The sequence below is a fragment of the Nocardia sp. NPDC050408 genome, assembly GCF_044458905.1.
Classification (GTDB): Bacteria; Actinomycetota; Actinomycetes; order Mycobacteriales; family Mycobacteriaceae; genus Nocardia.
This window is the reverse complement of sequence record NZ_JBITIL010000005.1, coordinates 325,855-350,077: the sequence shown is the minus strand read 5'-3', so window position 1 is coordinate 350,077 and position 24,223 is coordinate 325,855. Positions and strand designations below refer to the sequence as shown.

Annotated in this window: 3 protein-coding genes; 1 reads left to right on the top strand and 2 read right to left on the bottom strand. The window is 67.1% G+C overall.

Annotated elements, in window-relative coordinates; translation table 11 throughout:
* Nucleotides 1–58 precede the first annotated feature (58 nt).
* A complete protein-coding gene (locus ACIBJI_RS17995; protein ID WP_364346122.1) occupies nucleotides 59–955 on the top strand; it encodes an SAM-dependent methyltransferase in 897 nt (298 codons plus the stop codon).
* 19 nt (nucleotides 956–974) lie between these two features.
* Here ACIBJI_RS17995 and ACIBJI_RS17990 read toward each other — a convergent pair whose 3' ends face one another.
* Both ACIBJI_RS17990 and ACIBJI_RS17985 read right to left on the bottom strand, forming a co-directional pair.
* The gene (locus ACIBJI_RS17990) at nucleotides 975–1,628 is read right to left on the bottom strand and encodes a hypothetical protein (protein WP_364346120.1); all 654 of its coding nucleotides are present in this window, start codon (nucleotides 1,626–1,628) and stop codon (nucleotides 975–977) included.
* 123 nt (nucleotides 1,629–1,751) lie between these two features.
* Nucleotides 1,752–24,209, bottom strand: a complete 22,458-nt coding sequence (locus tag ACIBJI_RS17985) for a hypothetical protein (RefSeq protein ID WP_397084931.1) — start codon at nucleotides 24,207–24,209, stop codon at nucleotides 1,752–1,754.
* Between the last annotated feature and the right edge of the window lie 14 nt (nucleotides 24,210–24,223).

Here is a 24,223-nt window from a genome sequence, read left to right as displayed (position 1 = left end):
CGGCAGGCAGTAATCCGGTGCCGTGATTTCCCGAGGTTCGGCGAGTACGTTGGCGATCATGCGCACCGAGGGAGATAGCTGGGACATCAATACCAGCGTCGGTTCGACTGCGATCTTCGTCGCCGCGGCCCGGGCCCTGGCCGGACGGCGGCCCGGCGCGCTGGCTGTCGACCCGCTCGCAGAGGTCTTCGTGCGCGCCGCCGGCGAAGAGTGGGCGGCGTTGCTGGACGGCGAACTGCCGGACCATCCGCTGTCACAACCCGGATTCGGCCAGGATTTCCAGCAGCATCAGCTCGCCAGGACCAAGTATTTCGACGACTATTTCCGGGCCGCCACGACCGCCGGAGTTCGGCAGGTGGTGATCCTGGCCGCAGGCCTGGATGCCCGCGCGTACCGGCTGTCCTGGCCCGAGGGCACCGTGCTGTTCGAACTCGACCGTCCGCAGGTGCTGGAGTTCAAGCGCGAAGCACTATCAGCCCACGGCGACCAGCCGCACGCCGACCGCCGCGAAGTGCCGGTGGACCTGCGCGCGAACTGGCCGGTGCCCCTGCGCGAGCACGGCTTCGATCCACTGACGCCGACGGCCTGGCTGGCCGAGGGCCTGCTGATCTACCTGCCCGCGGAAGCCCAGAATCGGCTGTTCGAGACCATCGACTCGCTCAGCGCCCCGGGCAGCTGGGTGGCCGTCGAGCAGATGGACCCGCTGCCGGCCGAGGCCGTGGCGGCGATGGCAGCGCACTCCGACGACAACGACCGCGAACGCGCCGAGTGGTTCAGCCTGATCTACAACGATCCACGCACCGACACCGCCGAATGGTTCACCGACCACGACTGGACCGCCGACCGCATCGGACTGCGCGACTACCTGCGTACCCAAGGGCAGCCTGAGCTGAGCACGGACCCGAACGAGGGTCCGTCCGGTCTGATCAGCCTGGTCACCGCCGTTCGCCCCTAGCGGGCCGGCGCGCTGACCATCACTTTCCGTCGGGATGACCGACGGTGGACAGCGCGGTGGTCCAGTCGGCGACGATGGCGTCCTGGGCATCGGTCAGCGCCACCTTGCCCGAGCAGATCAGCGAATGCAGCTGGTTCTCGACGGTGTCCTTCGGGTTGTTGGGTCCGGCACCGGGCTTGTGGCCGGGGGAGGGCGGCTCCACCCACAGGTTGTGCGGATCATTGGGGTCGCCGCCGAGTTCCAGCGAGACCAGGTGGTCGTATTCGGCGTCGTGCAGCGGGCCGGTGTAGCCGTAGGACTTCGCGTTGGCGTCCTTCTCCCGGTTGGTGATGTTGGCCGGCGGGCGGATCGAGGAGGTGTAGCCGCCCGCGCAGATGGTGCTGCCCAACGTATCCGCGGTGACCTTGGGGTTGGTCGCGCCCGGAGTGCACGCCGGATCCGGAAGCGGCTGCCCGCTGGCGGACTTGCCGAAATGGCAGCTGCCCTCGGCCGGTTGGGGCTGCACCGTATAGGTCCCCGACGGGCCCGGACCGGCCGGCACCCGCGCGGCATCGTGCGCGGCGGGCGGATGCGGCACGGCCTGCGAGATCGACTTCGAATTCTGGTGTGAGCAACCGGCTGTCAACAGCGGCACGGACACCAATGACACCAGCAAGAGCTTGCGCGTATTCATGACTTCCTTCGGCAGACCTTCATCTGTACCCAATTGTGCGGTACCGCAGGCGGATTAGCTGGCCCACCTGCGCGAATACACCCCGGACCCAAATATTGGCTGCCACCATCGAATGCGCGTTTGTCAACGGGTGAAGATTTGGGTGCGGCGGGTGGGGGTGGCGCAGACGTCGTGGATCAGGCGGCCCAGGTCGAGTTCGGGTGGGAGGGAGCGGTACAGGAGTTGGCAGACCATGGTGCCGGAAGCTGTGACGGCGAAGCGGGTTCGGCGGTTCTCGACGGGTTCCCATTCGGTGGCGACGACGGGGCTGTCGAGGTCGATGGTGTGGTCGCCGATACGTAAGGCGAGGCCGGAGGAGTCGCGATAGAAGACGACCGGCGTGTCACCGAGATCGCCATATACGCCGAGTTGTGGGCCGATTCCACCGCCGACGGCTTGGAGTGCACCGGTTTCCGGATCGAAGTGTGCGGGGACACCGAAGCCAGAGAAGGGTTGGACGAAAAGAGTTGTGCTGTTGCCATTCTGGGATGGGCGGTTGCGGTGGCCGTTGGCGCCTTGGCGGTTTCGGGCGGGTGATGATGGTGCGCCGATCGGTGGGGGTGCGCTCGGCGGGAATGATGTTTGTGCGGTCGGGTCTTGTTGCGGAGCAACGGGGTTGATCGGTTGACGGGCTGCGTCGGGCCAACTGGAGCGTGGCGCGCCAGGTTGGTGCTGGTCGGTTGGCGATGCGGGCATGGGGGTACCCGGGCGGGGCTGGGGATCCGTCTGGTTGTCGGCGGACGGTGGGTGCATCCGGTCGTGCGAAGGTGTCGTTGGGTCGTGGGGTGGAAATGTTGGGGGTTCCGGCGGGAACGGAGGTACCGGTGCGGTTGGCGGCACGGCAGGTTCCAGCGTGGTCGGCGGGAACGGAGGTTCCGGTGTCGTCGGTGGGAACGCAGGCACTGACGTGGTCGGGGGCAGCGGAGATTCCGGCGTCGTGGGCGGGAACGGAGCCACCGGCGTCGGCGGCGGCACCGCAGGTTCCGGCGGAGTCGGCGGCGGCACAGACGTGGTCGGGGGCACCGGAGGTTCCGGCGTCGGCGGCGGGAACCGAGGCACCGGCGTCGGCGGCGGCACCGGAAGAGTCGGTGGCACCGGTGGTGTAGGCGGAAGCGGAGGCTTCGGGGGTACCGGTGGTTTTGGCGGCATCGGCTGATGCGGCGGCAACGGAGGCTTCGGCGTGTGCGGAGGCTTCGGCGTGTGCGGAGGCTTCGGTGGGTGCGGAGGCTTCGGTGGGTGCGGTGGCTTCGGGGGTTCGGGCGGCTGCTTCGGCAGCGGCCACGTCGGATGGAACGGTGCCCTATTCGGCGGATCAGGCATCTCGTACTCGTGGTTCAGCCTGGGTGGATGCGGAATATGGGACCGCAGCATCGAGCCGGGCAGCGACGGCGGCTCCGAACCACCCGAATCCGACCGCCCCTCCGGAGGCTTCTGCCCACCCCGGTTCGATCGGGCCCCACCCTCGCGCTCGTTGCGACCGCGCCCCCCGCTATCCCCGGCCGACTCCCCATCTCCAACGCGACCACGCGAGGCACCGCCGGATGATTCCTTCTCACCCGTGCGCCCGTCCCGCGCCTGCCCCGCAGACGACTCCTCGCCATTCTCCGATCCCGGACGCATTGCCCCCTCAGAGGATTCCTCGTCGCCTCCCTGCTCGGGACGCGTCGCCCCATCGGAAGATTGCACATCCTGCCCGGGCCGTAGACCCGGGTCGGTGGCCGACTGGTCGTCGACGACCTGTGGCGCAGTGGGCTCCGAATCTTCGTGCACCAGAGGCAACTCGGGTGCGGACGATTCATCGTCACGAACACCGTAGGCCGCGGCATCGGACGAGTCGGCGCGATCGGGTCCGGCCGTGTCCGGCAGATCGTGATCGTGCTGCGGGTCGGGGTCGGTGGTCGAGTGGCCGTCTGTGGTCAACGGCCGTGTCGGGACCGAATCTTCGCTGATCTCAGGCACTTCCGTGGTATGCGATTGCGCTGCGCGGTCGGAAGGTGAGGGCTGTTCGGGGGTTTCGGGCGGTGCCGGTTGCAGGAGTTCGTTGGTTGGGGTCGGGGGGAGGGCGACGGGGGCGTCCGGAGCCGACGGTGGGGGGAGGTGCGGTTGGTGGTCTACTCGGGGTGGGGCGTAGGGGATTTTGGTGCGCCAGTCGGTGCGGGGTGGGCGGTTGGCGTTCCAGTCGAAGCCGATGCGGATGGCGTGTTGGTTGGCGTCGTGCCAGGCGGCGATCGGGTTGTGGTGCAGGTAGTTCGATTCGGCGAGGGCGTCTTGTAGAAGCAGAATGTCTTGTGGCAGTGGGTTACCCGCGATCAGGCGGTTCCAGGCTTCGGCGACATCGGCTACGGCGTCGAGCGATCGGCGACGGAGGATGCCGTCGTTCGGGTCGTGCACCAGATGCGGATCGCGCATGAGGTGGTTCTTGATCTGCTCGATCTCCGCATGGGTAAAGGCGGGGGTCGAGTTGTCGAGTCGGTCGGCAACCAATCCGGTCAATTCGGCGCGGTCGGCACCGAGGTTGCCGAGCCGGTCACAAAGGTCGTCGACCAATCGTCTCGCGTCACCTGACTGTTCGTTTCGCAGGTGCCCGGCGAGCGCATCGGCGATCGGGTCGAGGACGCCGGAGCTGTCGAGTCTGCGGGCGATCTGATCGACGATTTCCGCGGCCCGCACGGCACGCGCCGCACCTTCGGCCTCCGGGTGCGCAGCAAGGTGTTCGACGATGCTGTCGATATCGCTGTCGTCGGCGCGGAATCGCTGGTATTCGGTGTCGGCCCAGTCCTGCACGCGCGCCCACGCCGCTTCTTGATCGCGTTGGCGCTGTTTGTATTCCTCCGACAACTCGCCGCGATCGGGCACCCGATCCTGTGGATCCCATTCCCGCGCCATCGGCTGCACATCGGCCGCGCGCGGACGGAAATAGGGATGCCCCTTGAATCCCGGACTGATGCGACCCGGATGGTCCTTATCGCTGTACCAGGTGAATCCGGACAGTTTCGCCGATTCGAGGACGATGCGCATGGTGTTGTAGAACACGCCCGCCATCGGCGGTTCGAAGGTGGGCACACCCGGATCGAGTGGGTCCATGCCGGGGATTCGCGGCAGCAGTTCCTCATCGATCGCGCCGTGTGGCGGATCCAGGAAGGGGTCGACAATGGACGACTGGAACGGATCGACCGCCCAACCGCTGACGCCTTCCGGAAGTACGCGCGGCTCGAATGCCTTTGGCACCCGGGCACCTTGGCGGTTGGTCGTCCAATCCGGGCGGGTCGGATCGACCGGATGCCAGTCGCCATTGCCATCCTGCCATCGGGTGAGGTGCAAGCCGGGGTCGCCCTCGCGCCAGCCCGCGGTGAGATAGTCGCGCCGCGGTGGCGCGAGTTCGCCGATGCGCACCGGCATCTCGCGCTCGGCGATGATGTCGCGATATTCGATCCGCGTTTCGGGTCGGGTCATCGCCTGTGCCACTGCGGAATTGCGTCGGACCGCATCGGCGAGTGCAGCGTCGTGACCAGCGCGCGGATGCTCCAACGTGCCGCGCGGAGCTACCACAATGATCCGCGGATGTTCGCCTTCGACGAGGCCGACGCGATCGGTGATCGCCCTGGCACCTTCCGCGGCGAAGACGTCGCGACAGGCTCCGGCCAGTTCGGCCATCTGATCCTGGATGCGTCCGATTCTGTTGTCCGCCTGGTTGACTCGGTCGGCGGCCTCGCGCAGCAGGTGCAGTTGTCTGGTGTTCTCCTCGGTCGGCTCGAGACGGTTCGCGGCATCTCGTAGGGTCTGGTCGATTTCCCCGGGGCCCAATGCGTCTCGGTTCACGCCGAGCCGGTCGGCCAGGTCATCGCACATCCCGCGCCATGGTTTACGCGCGAGCACTTCGGTGGCGCGTTCGGCACCGAGCCGATCGAGCTCGGCGCGTGTCTCCTCCGAAAGTGGCTGGTGTGCGATGACATCCACACCTTCCAGCGCGGCAATGCGCCGATCCAATTCAGCGAGTGCGGAATCGGCTTCGTTGAAGCGTTCGGCCGCGTCTTGCAGCTTGAAGATGTTGTTCTCGCGCTGGGTGCGTTCGGCCGAGCCCACCAATTCCGGCTCTGGCCTCGATGTTTCGTCGCCGGTGCCGGCGATGTCCCTGGTGCCGACGATATCGCCGCTGAGACGCCGCAGGGTCGGCTCCAGGTTGTCCTGATTCAGTGCGTGATCGGGATCGCGAATATCGAATCGTTCGGCGCGGTCATTGCGCTTGGCCCGCCAGAACTCGCATTCGGCGGCCATGGCCGCACGTTCCCGCACCAATGTGGCGTGTACGGCCTCCGGTGTTCCGGATAGTTCGAGCGTCGCGATCGCCTCATCGAGGCGAGCCACTTCGGCCTCGGCGCGGTTGAATTCGTTGGCTGCGCGCTCTAGTGCGTCGATCCGCGCATGGCGCTCGGCCTGCTCATGGACCAGCATGGTCTGGTTGCGCAGGTCTTCGAGGGTCGTCTCCAGCGGTAGACCTGGTCGCAGGTCCTGCGCGATGTCAACTGGCAGTCCTTCGGCGCGAACTCGGCGCAGGTCGCGCAGTTCCTCGCGATGGGCAACGGCCCCGGCCCGTTCCGCGCGCAATCGCTCGAGTTCGGCCCGGACCTCGGAGGTCAGACCGTCCGATCGCTGTGCACCGTCGAGCGTGACTCCGGAATCCTGCTCCGAAGCATCGGCGTCTCGTGTTTCTGGCACAGATCGGGTCGGATCCAAACCACCCGCATTCGCACCCCGCCCTTCCGGCATGGATCGCATCGGTCCATCTGTATCGACGCGTGGTTGCTCGGGCGATGCCTGGTGTGTCGACTCCGACTGCGCAGCCCCATGTTTCGTCGCCGCTGCGGAACCCGAACCTGGTGTCTCGGGTGGACCGGTGGGGCGAGTGGGTGCCGTCCCTTCGTCGGGCGGCCGGATCGGGGCGACGGTGATGACTCCGGATTCGTCGACCACGACGTGCAGGTAGTCGACCTGGACGCCCTGATCGGCCAGCTGTCGGCGGACCTCCGCGGGCATGACCTGCTCGGGTGCCGACGACGGCGACGCGACCACCACACGTTGCCCATCAGGTGCGATTCCGACGCCCTCGGCGACCATATGCGCTTGTTCCCCGGCCAGCACGTCACGGGACGCGAGCACGGCGGCGCGCTGCCGGGCCACGTTCTCCTCCCCCACCGCGTGGAGGTAGCGGCGCAGCTCGGCCTGATACGCGCTGGCCGCATCCCTGACCTCGGCGGCATGTTGTTCGGCGGCCCGAAGATCGGCAAAATACTGCACCATCTCATGGCTCGGGACGTGTTCCCGATCGTGTAGCTCGGCAACGTGATCTTCCGCCGCATCCACCAAATTGTTTACAGCACGCTGTATTTCGTGTGGGCTCAAACCGTCGGGGTTGATTCCGAGCCGCCTGGCACCTTCGGCGACGCCGGGTTCCATGGCCTGGCGGGCCGCCGTGGTCTGCGCGATCCGCGCGGTCGAACCGGGCAGCGCATCACGCAATTCCGACGTGACAGGTTCGTGCACCCGCGAGGGCCCATCCTGCGGCCAACCGCCCGAACCAGGCTCGCCCGGTTCCGGTTGCCCTGGGCTCGGCGGCTCCTGCGGCGGATGCTGTGATCCCCCACCGTCCTGCGGCGCACCCGACTGCCCCGCCTCCTCCGGCACAGCGAGCGGCCACACCCGCACGTCCCCAGGCTCACCACCGGGCCGCTCGCTCGCCTCCTCTCGTCCCTCCTGCACCGAAGCCCGCCGCCGATCAGACGACTCTCCTACCCCTGGGGCCGAATCACCTGGCCGACTCGCCCGCGACTCATCGCCCACCGCCGATGCCGAACCCTGCCGACCCGCTGGGGACTCCCCGATTGGACCCGAGACGGAACCGTCTTGCCGCCCTGCTCGCGACGCCTCATCCACCACCGATGCCGAACCCTGCCGACCCGCTGGGGACTCCCGGCCATCCGCTGGACCCGCTTCGGCCTGGTCAGGCTGCAGCGCAGAACCACTTGCATCGGAGTTATCCGACTCCGAAACAGTCGAATTCAACCATCGGTTGAATTCGTCGAATCTGCGCTGATTCGCCGCTAATGCCTCTTCGTGCCACGTATCGATCCGTTGCTGCAACTCATCCAGAGCGGACTCAGCACGCTGGCGAAGCTCATCGAGCTTGCGCAGCGGATCACCGTGGTCAGCACCATCGTCCGGTCGCGACCGGTCGTCCAGCGCGCGGAGGGCTTCTTCGTGCCGTCGCTGGTTCGCCGCAAGTGCCTGCGCATGCCACGCATCGATGCGCCGCTGCAAATCGTCGAAGCCAGCGGCGGCGCGTTGCTTGATCTCTTCGATCTCGCGTGCCGGATCACCCTGTCGCGCAGCCGGATCCGCGGTCAGCGCATCAGAACGGGGCGGTTGCGGGTCAGCCGAGGCACGCATGGCCTCATCGAATCGACGTGCGTTCGCTGCCAGCGCCTCCGCATGCCATGCGTCGATCCGCCGCTGTAGCTCATCGAATCCGGCCTCGGCGCGCTGCCATGCTTCCTCGATCCGCCGGACCGGATCAGAGTTGCCGTCGTCCGAATATCGCGCGGTCGCTGAATCAGGTTGCTCGACATCATGCGGCTGAGTTCCGCCCTCCTGAGTCGATGAGTCGTCGCGCCATACTGGTGGCTCCGGCTCACTCAGCGAGTCGATGGCCTCCTCATACCGCCGCTGGTTCTCTCGCAACGCATCCTCATGCCAGGCATCGATGCGACGTTGCAATTCATCGAACCCAGCTTCTGCACGCTGGAGTGCCTGTTCGATTCGCTGTACCGGGTCGAGGGCTTCGCCGTCTGCCGGTCGACTCGGGCGATCCGGTCCGACAGCATGGTCCGATATCGGATCGGGTCTGGACGCGTCCGACGGTGGCGGTGGAGCGGAATCCATGAGTGCGCGGAGTGCTTGCTCATGGCGCAGCTCGTTCTGCCGCAGAGCTTCCTCGTGCCAGGCATCGATGCGACGTTGCAGTTCATCGAATCCGGCCTCGGCACGCTGATGGGCCTGTTCGATTCGCTGCACCGGGTCGGTGGGCTCACCGGGCTCCTCCGGAAGCACGGGCTCCACGCCATTCGGATCGTCGTCGAAGCGAACGAGAACAGGCTCATCGGCGGGCGGTGGCTCGGACGACTCCGGGATCGGTTTCGCACCGGACGCCGGACTGTCCGGCGGATCGTGCGGCGGTCCGGACGGCGATGCCGCTGGCTCGGGCCCATCCTCATCCGGCCCATCACCAGACCGCGGCGGTTCTTCCGAACCTCCATCGAGCCGACGCACCAACTCATCGAGTTGATCGATCAACGCTCGATACTCGGCCTCTTCATCCTGTTGGATCGAGTCGTCAGCCCCTTCCGACTCACGGGCTGACGCATCGTCGATGGGCGGTTCGGAATCGGCCGAATCCGGTTCCGGCACAGCCTCTTGCGAATCGTCGACATCCCCAACGCGTTCCTCGAGCCTGTGCAGCAAGTCGTCGAGATGGTCCATCAGCGCCTGATGTTCTGCCTCGGCCTGTTCATCCCGACGACGAAAAGCCTCCTCGGCGGCTGCCGACTCACGAGCCAATGCATCATCGATCAGCGACCCAGCCGAATCCCGCACAGCCTCTTGCGAATCATCGGCATCCCCGAAGCGCTGCTCGAGCCTACGCATCAACTCGTCGAGATGGTCCATCAGCGCCTGATGTTCGGCCTCGGCCTCTTGATCCCGACGACCGAAAGCCTGTTCCGCCGCCGTCGACTCACGCTTGAACGCTTCGTCTATCCGCGACTGCGGATCGCCGGAATTGCTCTGCGGCGCACTCTCTTCCGCGCGCATTTTGGCGACCCACTCGTCGAGCTCCGCGTGCATGCGCGCGTTCCACTCGTCCTGTTCGGCATCCATCTGCCGCTTCCAGTCCGAACGGGTATCCGGCTGGGTGTCTGGATCGGCTGCGCCGCCCGATCCCGGGTCATCAGGGCCGGCAGGCTCGGGTCCCGGCCCGTCATCGTCCGGCCCGCCGACCCTCGGCGCCCGATCGGCAGCGGTGGTGCCGGGCGTGGTCAATTCCTCAGGGGCAGAGTAGAATTCGTCGAGCAAGGCGGCGAGGTCCCTGATTTGCTCAGCGCGCGTTTGGATTTCCGCACGCATGCGGGCGAGCTCCGCGGTCAGCTCGGCCGGACTCAGCCCCTCGTGCTTCTCGATCTTTCCATCGCGGTAGGCCTCGTACACCTTACGGAAGGTCGCATCGTCCGCACCGGCGATATCGACACCGACGAGTCGAGCCCAGTCTCGATTCGGTTCGGGCCGCCCACGCTCCTCCCCGGATGCACCGTCGGCACGGCCTGGATGGTCCGCGAGTACCTTCCCGAGATCGAGCGCATCCCCGGATCGCATTGCTTCGGCGACGATGTCGCGCAACGCCTGCACGCGAGCCAGTTCATGGACAGGCGGTTCGCCAGCTGCTCGCGGATCGGCGGACAGATCACCACGCGGCACATCGGAATACGGATCGACATCGATCAGCGCACGCGCATATTCGATGAGCGCGTCGACCACCTGATCGTGCTTGCCTTCGCTCTCGAGACCCGCGACCACCTTGCGCAACTTCGCTGGATCCAGCCCGTTCGCATCCAATCCGCGCAGGATCTCCCCGTCCTCGGCGATCCGAATCTTCGGCGGCTGCAACAGTTCCGAGCTGTTCAGGCCGAGCTGTGCCGCCAAGCGATCGCGTGCCGCGTTCACCGCGCCGAGATCGATATCGCGTAACTGCTTGGCGTAATCGGCCAGGTCCTTGAACTGCTGCTCACGCCGTGCGCTGCGCCATTCCGGATCGGCGAGCGCCGCCGCGACCCGCTGCGGCGTCAGCTCCGACTCCGGAATGTCGAGCCGGTGCGCCAGTTGCCCCCGCGCATCACCGATATCGTTGAAGTTCTCGATCTCGCTCATGGTGCGCGCGAAGTCGGCCAGCGCCTCGATCTGACCGGCACGCAATGCATTGGCCAGCTTCAGTTCCGCAATGGTCTGCGCCAACCGATCCGGATGCAGCGCCTCTGGCCCGAGCCCGAATTCCTTTGCCAGATCGACGATTTCGGCGGCTATCTCAGCGCGAGTGCGAGGTGGGGTATCGGCAGGCGAATGGGTGGCCGTCTCCTCGACAGGGGCCTGCACGGCCCGCCAGTGCCCGTCGTTGTCACGCACCATCGTGACGACCAACTCGCGGCCATCGATCGTCTCCCGATGGTGGTATACCTCGGGTGTTTCGACCGGATCCAGATGAATCTGCCCCATGCGATCCGTGCGCGCGTTGCGGTAATCGAGTTCGACCTCGCCACGCTCGAGCGCATCGGCCAATGCCGGATCACTGGCGAGCGCCCTGGCCAGCGCATCCGCCCGGTCCAGCGGCCCGTTGATCACCACCAACCGGTCCGGCGCGCCCTCCCCGACGGGCACGCGCGCGACCTGATCACCATGGATCTCACCGACGGGCTCCTGCTGCGCGGCACGCAGATGCGGTTCCGCGGCCTCGGCGAATTCGGCGACCCCGGCGGCGCGCGCCTCGTGCTCGGCCCACAGCCTGTTCAGGGTGGCATCGAGATTGCGTGAGTTCACATCGTTGAGGTCGAGGCCGAACATCTGCGCCCAGGTGGACGCCTCGTCGCGGAGTTGGTCGCGGCGCAGGGCGTGCTCGAAGAACACCCGCGGTCCCTGGTCGCGACCCAGTTCCTGGCCGTCTCCGATATCGCCCCATTCGCGCAGCGGGTCGGCGCCATTGCCGACCGGCCGGAAGTTCTGTAGCCCGGGATGGCCATCGAAGGCCCTGATCAGCTCCGTGAGGAAGCGGCCCATCGGGTTGTCATCGAAAATGCTCAGCTGATCGGCCGGCGGCACCGGACGGCCCGTGGCATCGGGCACGCCCCACTTGGGGCCGGGCGCGCCGGTCGGATCGTCCTCGTCGTAGTAGTCCTCGTCCTCATCGACCCGCCGAGTATCAGGATCCTCGATTTCGCCCGCCACCGGCTGCCGACCATGCAGCTCGGGACCCGAGTCACCAAACAGATCGGCGTTGACGTACGGGCGCGTGAGCTCCTCGTTGAACCGATCGGCCGCCTCCGCTAGGCCCGCGATCGCGGCCGCCTCACGCATCGTCCGGTATTGCTGCTCGTCGAGAACCCGGCGAATGGTTTCCGGACTTTCGTCGGGCAGATCGAAACCGAGTCGGTGCGCCTTATCGGTGAGCGATTCGTCTTCCGGTGGCGGACCGTCGATTTCGGTGCTCGGCTCCGGATGAGTCGGCTCGTGTTCGAGTGTTCTGGCCTCCTCGTCCGAGATCAGACCGAAGTTCTCCAGGTCATCGATGATCCGCTGCCGCTGTTCCGAATCGGCCACCACCAGGGCTTCTTCCAGCACCGCTCGAGCCTCTTCCGGTGCGATGGCCTCGACCTCGAGCAGTTCGGTGACGGTCTGACGCACCAGATCCGGATCGGCATCGCTCACCCAGAATCGATATTCCTCGCCATCGGGTGTGCGTGGTACCACGAAATCGCCTGCCACATCCCGGATCCGACCGGAGAGCCTGTTCAGGATCGGCAGATGCTCCCGATTGCGCCACGCGGTCCAGCCCTCCTTGGCGATTCGGGCCATATTGAGTCCCTCGCCTTCACTCTCCGGGGCCGGTCGAGCGACGGTTTCGTGGCCGGGTGTCGCCGGCGGCGGATGAGGCGCGTGTGGATGCGATTCGAAGAGGTCGGGTGCATGTTCGACGCCATCCTTCAGCGCGTTCTGGCCGCGGCGGTCCTCACCCGAACCCGACGGGTATTTCGGGTAGTCGCCCACGTAACCACGCACGCGCATCCTCGCCCGAATCCGCTCCCAGGCTCGGCGCAGCGGCGATTTCTTCTCGGGAAGCTCGGAATCTGCTGGGCGAGCGGGTGTTACGGATGCTTCGGAAGCTTCGACCCGCCAGCTGCCCTCATCGTCGAGCCGTACCTGTAGCGGCACCTGTTCGCCATTCGCATCGATGACGATGCGGCGCGGCTCGTCCCGATTCGACGGAGCGACCGACCGACCCTCGGATCCATTGCCGGAGTTCTCGTTTCGCGAATGATCCGGATCGTCGGGTGTCCCGGCGGGGACAGGAGGCTCGGACGGCGGCTTCTTACCCCCGCCACCGGCTTCGGCGGGTCGTGCGACCTCATGCTGCGCCGCCGGATCATCGATGCGCAGCACCCGTGTCTCGTCCTGCGCACCGATCCGCAGCTCGCGCACGACCGTGCCGGGTTCGGCCCGCAACTCAGCGAGCTGCGGGTGTTGGGCGGCCGCAGCGTCCAGCACGCGCACCGGATCGCCGTCGCCCCAGCCGACGATGAACACACGCGCGGGCTCACCTGGCACCACACCGACCCGATCGGTCACCGGAATCGCCCCGGCCCGCAGCAACGCATCGCGCTGGCGTGCGATGGCCATCGCCTCGTCGAGTCGCGCGACCCGCTCCTCGGCGCGTGCGATGCGCTCCGGATCGCCTGCGGCCCTTGCTTCATCGCGCTCGCGCACCGCCTGCGTATTCTCGGCCGCCAACCGATCCAGTACGTCTTGTCGCTGCTGCTGGGCCCGCCGCTGCTGCGCGCCGTCGTCCGGATGTGTCGGTGGGAACTCCGGTGCGTCGAACGAATCATCACCGGGCCGTGGCCGATCGATCGGGCGTGGCGCGGAATCGCCTTCGCCCGAGCGGTTTCCGAACGACAGCCGGTCGGTGATCCTGCGCAGCAGGCCCTTCGGTGCGCTGTGATCGTTCAGATCGGCTGAACCGTCGAGAAGTATTCGTTTGATGCGTTCCCCGAGGCGCCCGGGATCGGTATCGGACATGCCCTGGAACTGTCTGGCCAGCACATCGCCCGCACTGCCGTCTCCAGTGGGCGGCGCCACCCGCCAGCCGCCGTTGCCATCGGACTGCAGCGTGACCGGGAAGTCCCAGGCCCGCGTCCGCACCTCGGTTGGATGGAACTGCGGCCAGCGACGTTCCCGCCCCGCCGCATCGGCGGATTCCGGCATCGCCACCTGGCGCGTCAGCAGGCGACGGGCCACCTCCGCCGGATGCGGCTGGCTGATGGATGGATCCGCCTCGGCCAACTCGTAGCCACGTGCCATGAAGTCCAGACGGAGTCTGCCTTCGAGGCTCGGGGACGCATTCTCCCTGGTGTTGAAGGAATCCGGGCCGAGCTGACGCACCCACGCATCGAAGCCGAGATCCGTCTGTCCGGCGGCGCGGTAGCGCAGGTAGTGCGCGAGTAGTTCGGTGGCCGCCTCGTCTTCGGTCGGGCGACGGTAGGGTCCCTCGGCTGCGTCGGCCGCAATGAACCGGGCATCGTGCAGACCATCGGAACCCGGCCCCATTTGCAGGTATTCGATTCGTTGCGTGCCGTCCCACAGCACACTGGTGTATTCCGGATGCGTCGCGGCCAGTTCGCGCAGCGCGTCCATGTGCTGGCCCTCTGGTGCCGCCACCACCAGACGTCCGCGTCCCACCGGCTGGTGACCCGGAAATTGGGCGACGCGGTCGGTGAGCCGGGTCCCGCCCGGATCCTGGGTCAGTTCATTGTCGAGGGCGCGACGCACACGGTCCGCGGCTTCCTCAATACTCATCGGGCGCGGCGACGGGTTCTCATCAGCCGGATGTCCGGTTTCGGGGTCGGTCGTATCCGACCAGGGGCGATAGTCGTCGAGGTTGTCGTCGGCGTGCCGAGCAACATCGAAGGCGACCTCGGCGGGTTCCAGACCGACCTTGTCGATATATTTGCGCAGCGCTTCGCGCCCGGCTTCGTAAGCCGCCCGCTCCGGCCGGATCGCCGAATCATTCGACCGAGCCGCGGCCCGCTCCGCACGCTGATAGGCGCGGTCGTAGGCGTCGGTGTAAGCGCGTTCGGCCGGACCGACCGGCACGAATCGACCCGAATCACGCAGCAGGCGAAGGGATTCGATTTCCACCACATACTGGCGGCTGCGCTGGTCCCGGATCGCCGGGGTGTCGGTGTGGTGCGCGGGCGGGCCTTCGCCGGGCTCGCGCGTGATTGCGTGCGCGCTGTCCCACTGGGCGCGATAGAACGCGGCGAGGTCACCGCCGTCGACGCGAGGACCCAACTCCACCAATCGATTTCGCACTTCACGGGTGGCGGCATGGTGGGCGGCCGCATCGATCATGCTGTCGGTGATCTCGCGGTTGTCGCGGTAGGCCCGCAACGCTTGCTGCTCGGCCTGTTCGAAGGCGTCCTTATATGCCTTGGACAGCAGGGTTTCCGGAGCCGGTGACGCCTCGGTCCCGAACTGCCGCCACCGGTCGAATTCGAAGGCTCTGGCCTGTGCCACCGCCTCCCGATCCAGCATCAGATCGACATATTCGTCGCGCCCGAGGGTGAATCGCTCGAGCGGACCGTTGCCGAGCTGTTCGGCCAGATATGCCGCCCGGATCGCCTCCGCCGCATGCACGGCAGGTGCATCGGTCAGGCCGAGCAGCAAGGTATTCGAGGCCGGGTCGTATCCGACATCGACACCGCGCTGCTGTCTGCCGTCGTACAGACTCGAATCCACGTCGAGTCCGAAGCGGATCTCCACCCCGTGTCCGGCCAGTACCTCGGTCGCCCACCGTCCGAGCTCGTTGCTCCTGAGGATGCGCTGCAGCCGGTCCGACGCCACCTGTGCGGTGTCGACCATCGACTGGTCCGGCAATGCCGCAGCGGGTTCGTCCGGCGGTCGCGGTGCCACCAGGTGCTCTGCCTCCGCGCGCACATCCGCTGCCGCGGCCTCGACCCAGGCGGCGCGCAGATCCACCGGCTCACGCCGCACCTGGACGGCTCCGGAGCCGTCCACGCTGACGCGGACCCGCTCGGCAACCGCATCGCCGTAGCGGATGGCGCGGTGCAGATCGCTGCCTCGATCCGCGGCAGCGCGAGATATCGCGGCATGATCACCGCGAGCATCGACCACGATCACCCGCAGCGGCTCACCGGGCAGCACCGCAACGCGGTCGTCAACCCACTGCCCCGCACGGACTTCCGGACCCAGCACTTCCTGGCCGACCTGGGCCGCGATCTCATCGAGCAGACGGTTACGCTGCGCCTCGACCTCCGCATGCTGACGGGTCACCTCGGCCAGCGCGCGCACCTGCGCGGTGCGCACGGAATTCATTCCCGCACTACTCGCATGCCGGATTCTATTGTCCGCCACCGCCTGTCGGCCGCGCTCGAAGAGATCCCGGTCGCCGCGATGCGTTTCGGGATCGAAGGCGCCGAGCCGTCGGACCGCTCGATCCCAATCGCCTTCAACCGTGCGCAGCTCCCGCGTGAGCGCGGCATGTTCGCGGACCAAACGCTGCAGTTCCCGTGCTGATTCCGCCGACGTCGGCACGTGCATTCCGTCCGGATGTTGGTGGGCGTCCCAGACGCCGCCGTGCGTGTCTCGCAGACTCGCACCCTCGCTCGGATAGAGCGGCGAGTCGAACATATCACCGGACAGCAGCGCATCAATGCCCGCCTCGCGGCCGATTCGGCGCAGTTCGTGCTCGCCCAGCGCCGGATCCGCGGCGGCCACGGCAGCATCGCGGGCAGTCAGATATTGCTCATGCAAGGCGCGGGTGTAGGCCGAATCCGCAACATCGTGCGTCGTCGGGGCGGTTTCCGGATATCCGGCAGCACCCAGCTCACGGCGGAATTCGGCCTGCCTGCCGAGCGCCTCGGCTTCCGTACGCAGCTGTGCGTCAACGTAATCCGTCCGATCGGAGGCGCGAATTCGTGCAGGATCCACCTCGACTCGACCGGACAGCACGGCGTCGGCGAGCACCGCCGCACGTATCAGCGCCTCCGCCTGGGCGGGCTGGCTGCGGTCATGGGTGTCGACGGAGGCGTCCATGGTTCGGCCGTTGAACGAATCCGGCCGGCCATCTTCGAAGCGCACCGCAACACTCGCCGCCCGCAATGCATCGGCCGCCTCGCGTCCGGTTTCGCTGCGTCCCAGCAGTTCCCATACCGGAGTGCCGGTCATATCCCGCAGCCGGACCTGCCAGGCTCCCGCGTCCGGTTCGGAACCGTCTGTCGTCGGCCGGAATTCGGGGGAATCTGCCCCATCGCCCGGCGCTTCGGGGCCGGCCGTGGTCTCCGGCCTGCTGAAATGCGCGACGACCTTCTCGTATTCGCCCGGTCGACCGCGCATCGCATCGTGATCGAAACTCACCTCGGTGAAGCCGAGTTCGCCGGCCAGCTTGCCGGTGAATGTGTTGCGCGCCGCCTCTTCCGGAGTGAGGTACAGCTCCTGCACACCGGCATTGAAGGTGTCGAGGTTGTCCCGGACCCGATCGTCGGCATTCCATTCGGCGCGAATCTCGGTCACTTGATGGCCGAGCTCGCGCATCATGTCTCGGAACATTTCGCGCCGGGTCGGCGTGCCGTCGCCCACCCGCACCGCCACGCGCAGTATGCCGTCCGCATCGACCCAACCGTGGATGCCATGCTGGTTGTCGCCGCCGTACCGATTGGTGTACGCGTTCGGGCGGTCGTCGAAGTCTTCGTTGTGCCTGCTCGAATCCTCCGGCCGCACTCCGATATCGACATGTTCTGGCGGCAGATCGCTGGCATGCGCTCGGATTTCGGCCAGGCGTGTCATTACCGTGTCGTGCCACTCGCCGCGACCGTGCTTATCGAACTCCGGTCGCAGTGCGGCGACGCGTGCGGTGATGGCATCGACGACCGCGCGCGGCAGATGGTGGTCGATGACCTCGATTTCCTCGCCGTTACGGCGCAAGAAGTGTTCGGCGAACGGGCTCAAGGCATTTCGTGCTGCGTCGCTCTCCTCGAAACCACGACTGTGGTCGATACCGAACACCTCGCGCTGCGAGCCGATCATCCAGCCCTGTCCATCGCGATCAGGAATCCGGATCAGCGCGTCCAGCAGACCGAGCGCACGACCTGCGACGGTATCGGCGTAACCGAGCTCATGCACATCGGAGAACTGCGGATGCCGTTCGGCCGCAACACGTCCCGCCAGCTTTTCCATGTAGACGACATTGGATTTGGCGTGGAACACCTCGGGCACATTCGCGCCGATGGTGCGGCCGAGCAGCGACGCCAACCGCTCGGCGACGGCATGGCGCGGATTCATGACCGTCTTGCGAATCAGCTCGGTGCCATCGTTGAAGGTGACCAGCTCGACCTTCCTGGCGGCATGGACCGAGGAACCCTCACTGAGCACCGTGACCGAACGTTCACCGGAAGCGATGGCAGAGCGGACGATATCGTCGAACGAGCGGATGCCGTGCGCGTCATCCCAAGCATGGCCGTAGAACTCGGCATGGGTTTCGGTCGAATGCTCGGGACGATGCCGAGCCACCTCGGGGCCGATGGCATCCAAGCCCGCGTCATTGGCGATTCGATCGAGTTCTGATGCCGGCGCTTCGAGATTCTCTTCGTGGGCTCGGGTGCGGGCTTCGTTGTAGGCCACGGTGTAGGTCCGCTCCAGCGGAGTTTCCGCGAGATCGTGTCCACCGGCCCTGAGTTGTTTCGCGGCAACGATTTCCAGCGCGTGCGCCCGGGTCTCCTCGTCGAGCATGCGCGCGACGTACTCCTCGCGCGGTAGGCGCATGCGTTCCTGCGCACCGCCGGGAGTCTCACGAGTATGCGCCAATTCGACGTGGATGGCGCCGTGCACCAGGGCGGCCATGTGCGCCGCATCGGAGGCGCCGACATCCAGGGCTAGGGTGCGGCGGCTCGGGTAGTAGCGGTCGTCGGCGCCGGACTCGTGCACGATATCGACATCGTGACGGGTGAGCACCCCGTCAGCCCAACGGCCGATTTCGGTTTCGCGCAACTGTTCCCGAATCCGTGCGATTCGTTCCTGAGCCGCCGCGCCCGCACGGTCCAGTGGGGTGAGATCGGTGGCGCGATCGAACTGGTCGGGTGACGGCTCGTCGATGGGCTCGACCCTGATGCGGCCGACCTGGTCGGCGTCCACATTCAGGTGCTCGCGCACGACCTCCGGCCGTTCGAGCAGTTCGCGGATCTCCGAGCGCTGCTGCGCCTCGCGCAGCACGCGCTGGTGGTCATCGGTGCCGGAGGCGATGACGAGACGGTCTGGTTCCCCAGGAACATGCACGATGTGCTCGCTGAGCATTCGCGCATTGGGGTTGGCGCGCAGGTGTTGGGTGAGGACCTCTCTGATCGCCGCATCTGCCACCTGGTCGGCACGGCGATCGTAGGTTGCCTGCGCGTGCTGACGCTGGTCGGCCAGGTCGGCGAGGGTGCGTAGATCGTGTACTGCGGTACGCAGTTCGGCTTGTCGCTCGAGCGGAACATCGTGTCCGGCAAGTTCATTCGTGATGCGCTGCATACGGTCGGTGATCTGACGCTGTAGCGGCTGTCTGGCGAGGGTGGGATCCAGGCCGAGGGCCGCCGCGCGCCTAGCGAGTTCTTCCGAGGTGCTGCGCAGATCGCGGAAGGCCGACTCGCGGGCCAGCGCCGCGGTACGCATGTCTTCGGCGACATCCGCGGTGGTGTCGTGCATCCTTGCGCCCGAAGGGAGTTCGGCGCTGGACGCATGCACACGATCCCAGGCGTCACCGTAGTAATCGGTGTAGTTCTTGCCGTTTCGCCACTCGTGGGTTGCGATTTCCTGGCGCAGCGCGTCGACTGCGACCTCGTGTGCGGCCCGGCGGATCTCGGCCGGGGTCAGCGACGAATCGCTCGACAGTTCGGCGGCGGCGCGATCGTAGGCGGCGGTGTAGGTCGCTTCGAACGGGTGCACCGCGATGTCGTGACCGAGATCCCGGAATTCCTGGGTCAATTGGAACCGGCGCCCCGTTGCCGCGGCCTCCTCATCGACCATGGTGCGCACGAATTCGTCGCGTGGCATCGCCCGGACGTCACCGGTCCGGCCCTGGACGTACCGTTCGGCGTGCACGGACTCATGGGCCAGCGTGAGTGCCTGCTGGACATGATCGGCACCCGAGGTGTATGCGATAGCCGTCAGTTCGCGCCGCCGGAATTCCCCGGCTCGGCCGTCGCCCGCGGACGGCTCGAATCCGTCGCGCACGGGACTGTTGTCGAAGCTCGCCGCGATACGGCGCCCGGTGTCGGTCTGGCGCAGCAGTTCACGGACCTGATCGGGCTGCGCATCCAGCGAGCGGCCGATGCGTGCCTCAGGATCGGTCGCGAGCGGATGCACGGAAGCGCTGGGATGCAACGGCTTTCCGGCTGGGTCGAAGGCAATCGCGTATGTGCCACGGAGTTCGCGCGGCACCGTCGGCGGGAAGCCTTCGATCCGGCCCGCCCCCGGATCGCGCACCACGATCCCACCGTTCTCGTGCACCAACACATACGCGTGCGCGCCGACGTTGTACCTGTCGACCGGACCGCTGTATTCATCGACAACCAGCGCCGAGGACCCCTCCGGCATGGAAAGCAACAGCCGCGCGATCTCGGCATGATCCCCATACGAACGCAACTGCCCACCCGCAGCCGTCTGCACCTCCGCGGCCGTCATACCGTCCAGCCCGATCACCCGCTCGGGCAACCTGATCGCCGAACTCCTGGTAAGCGCCTTGATCAACCGCAGCGACAACTCCGCACACCGACCACGATTCCGCTCCGGAACTCGCCGCTCATCACCCCCTCGCCGATGCTGAGTTTCCGCACCTTCACGCGTCCTGTCCGCAGACGAATCCTCCGCGGTCCGATGCGGTTCGGCCACCGGCCGCGGCACGAAAGCCACTGCGGGATCAAGAGATTCAGCCCGCTGCCGCGCCGCCTCCCGTCGCGCCTCGACATCCCGCCGCTCTGCATCCGTGCCATCCGCACGATGTGCCTCGACATCGGCCCCAGTCCGATGCGCTACGTCCCCTGCCGCCGGATCCATCGCATGCTGGATGTCGGAAGGTTCGGAGCGCACTGGAGCGTCTTTGTCGGCGCGGACGGCACCCTCATCAATGGGACGGGTGGTGCTGTCGTCACTCGGACGCGCGGTGCCGTCGTCACTCGGACGCGCAGGGCTCGCGTCGCTGGGACGCACAGCGGCCCCATCACTCGGACGTACGGCACCCTTGTCGCCAGGGCGCACGACGTCCCCATTTCCGAGGCGCACAGCATCGTCACCGTCCGGACGTACGACGCTCTCGCCCTCGGGCGGTACCGCACTATCCCTCTCGGGGCGTGCCGTCCCGTCCCGCTCAGACCGCACAACACCGTCGCCCTCGTCCCCAGGACGCACAACACCACCGTCAGGCCGTACGACACCCTCCCCATCGGGCCGCAGCGCACCGTCCCCCTCAGGGCGCGCCATACCGTCATCATCAGAACGAACGGCATCCGCACCCTCTGGCCGCATAGAGCGATCGCCGTCCGGGCGCACCGGGCTATCGCTGTCGGGCCGTACCGCACCATCACCCTCTGGCCGCACAACGCTGTCGCTCGCGCCTCGCACACCGCCGTCGCCGTCCAGCCGCAGCGGGCTCTCGCCATCTCGCGGGAATCCATTGGTACTGTCGGGACGCACGGCATTACCGCTGTCCGAACGCGCCGTGCTATCGCTGTCGGACCGCACGGGAATGTCATTGTCGGGGCGCGCAGCACTATTGCTGCCGGGAGGCACGGTGGGGTCGGTGTCGGGGCTTCCTGTGGCAGCTTCATCAGGTCGCACGGCACTGGCACTGTCCAGGCGCGCGGTGGGATCGCTGTTGGGGCGGACGGGGGTGTTGCTGTCGGCGTGAGCTTCGGCGTGGATGGGGGCTGGTTCTGCTTGTGGGCCCGCTACGGGCTCGGCGGTAGGGGTGTGGGGGACGGATTGGGGTGCGCCTGCGCGGGTTTCGGGGGTACGGCCCGGTGTGGATCCGGAGTGCGTGTCGCTGGTGCCGGTGCGGAATCGGTCCGGGCCCGGGCGGCCATCGGCTGTAATGCGTGCATCCGCGGTAGAAGGGGCAGCGGTGCGCGGGTCTGTGGTGCGGGGTTCGGTGGTCGACTGTGGGCGGAACAGCTCGCCGCGGGATGTTTCGGTGTTGGGGGTTGCGCCGGGGCGCATGTCGGGCGTTGAGGTCGTGCGCGGTGCGGATGGTGCCGCGTTGCGCGCGTCCGGTGCGGAATGCGCCGCTGGCGTTCCGGAATATGCAGGAGCAGAGCCGGTTTGGAGCGAGGTCGAGGCTGCGGCAGCGCCAGCCCGCGTAGCCGCATTATCAGCGGAGACGTGCGAACCGTCGGCAGTCGCGTTCGGAGTATGTTCCGCACCCGCCGGGGTCGGGTCGGCCCGGATACCGGTATCGAACCGGTTCTGCCCCTCGTGCGCTCCCACCCCCGTGCGGTCGCCAGCGCTGTTGGACTCGGCAGTCGAATTCGTCTGTACCGCAGAGTGATCCGAATGGCTCGCGGACTCTCCGGCGGGTCGGACGGCACCATCCGATCCGGTTCCCGCCTCCGAATTCCGCGTGCTCGACTGGTCGACTCCACCATCCGCCGAGTGCCCATCCGTCGTTGCATCACCTGCGCGCTGCGTGTTCGTGGAAGCATCCGCGGCGTCGGCCCGCGCAGCCGAGGAACTGTCGTCCCCCGCACGCGCGGTCGCACCATCGTCACCCGCACGCGCCGCCGCACCTTCATCACCGGCACGCGCCGCCGCACCGTCATCACCCGCGTGGGCGGTTCCGCCCTCATCCCCCGCACCGTCGTCACCCGCACGCGCGGTCGCACCGTCGTGAGCTGTCGCACCATCGTCCCCCGCATGCCCGGTCGCGCCGCCATCACCGGCATGAGCCATCGCACCGTCATCACCTGCACGCGCCGTCCCGCCATCGGCACCCGCACGCGCGGTCGCACCGTCGTGAGCTGTCGCACCATCGTCCCCCGCATGCCCGGTCGCGCCGCCATCACCGGCATGAGCCGTCGCACCGTCATCACCTGCACGCGCCGTCCCGCCATCGGCACCCGCACGCGCGGTCGCACCGTCGTAAGCTGTCGCACCATCGTCCCCAGCATGCCCGGTCGCGCCGCCATCACCGGCATGAGCCATCGCACCGCCATCACCCGAATGCGCGGTTCCGCCATCATCGCCCGCACGCGCCATCGCGCCATCGTCACCGGCATGAGCCGTCGCACCATCGTCCCCTGCACGCCCGGTCGCGCCGCCATCACCGGCACGCGCCGTCGCACCGTCATCACCCCCACGCGCAGAACCATCACCGGCGGCCCCCGCCTTCGACATACCGTCATCAGCACCATGCGAATGCGCCGAATCATCGCCCGCACCATAACTATTCGAGGAGCCGTCAGCTCTCGCCGTCGAACCGTCGTCCACGGCATGCGCAGTCGACCCGTCTGCCGTACCGTCACCACTGCTACGACCAGGCTCCCCCGTTTGCCCTGCGTTCGGCGCCCCCTCCCCGGTCTGCCCGCTTCCCGGGGCAGCCGCACGCCCACCGGCATCACCATCACCGACCCCACCCGGCCCGGTGTCAGGACGAAAGCCGATGCGGGACAAGCTATCCGGGTCAACCGGCGAACCGTTCGGCCGGTACCAATCCGGATGCCGATCTGTATAGAACTTCTCGGCCATCGCACGATTCGCACCGGACATCGCGCCGTTCGAGGCGCCCGCCGTCAACATACGCAGGTCGAATTCGGTGTTTTTCAGACCTTCGACGGCCTTGTCCCAGCCGCCTTCCGGCCCAGACTTTGCCCAGGTGAACGCGAACTGCGCGCCGACACTGCCGCCGAAGCCGGCGACGGCACCCACCGTGCCCGCGGTCGCGCCGGTGAGGAGGCCGCGCAGCCAGGCCTTCATCTCCGTTTCGGCCAGCTTATGGCCGAGTCGCTCGCCGATCGGACTCGCGACACCGGCGCCAACCGCCGAACTGATCGCGGTGATGCCGACTTGTTCCCAGTTGACCTCCTTGCGATGTCCCGAATTCACCTGATATTGCTGAATTCCCCAGTCCTGGACGGTGCCGAGGACGGTGTCGATGGCGATGTGGCGGACCAGGAATTCCGCCAGTCGACGCCCGAGGAATTTGGCCACGATTTCGACGATCTTGTCCATGATCCGCTTGGCGATAATCCGGATGGCCACCCGCGTTCCGGCAATCGCCAACGCCTCCTCCGCGGGCGCGGTCGGCGGAAAGATCCATGCGATCGCGATCTCGGCCGCCAGCAGCGCCAGGGAGGTGATCAGCATGAGCTGGCCGTATTCGATTTCGGTGCCGACGCTGGTCGCCGAATCGGCCAGCTTCTCGAAATCGCGGGCCAGCATCTCGAGCGATTGCGGACCTTCGAGATAACTGTCGAAGTTGGCGATGATCGCCTCGATGCCGTCGCCGTCCTGATATGCCTTCAGCGACGCCGTTTTCGCATCACGGATGTCGGGCAGGATGTCGCGCAGTCCGGTCGCCGCGGCACGCCAGTCCTCGGCTAACCCCCACATGCCGTCGGGATCGCCCGCAGGCCAGTCGGATCCGGCGACCCATTCCAGCCATTTGAGATATCCCGGCAGCTCAGCCATCTGCGTTCACCCTC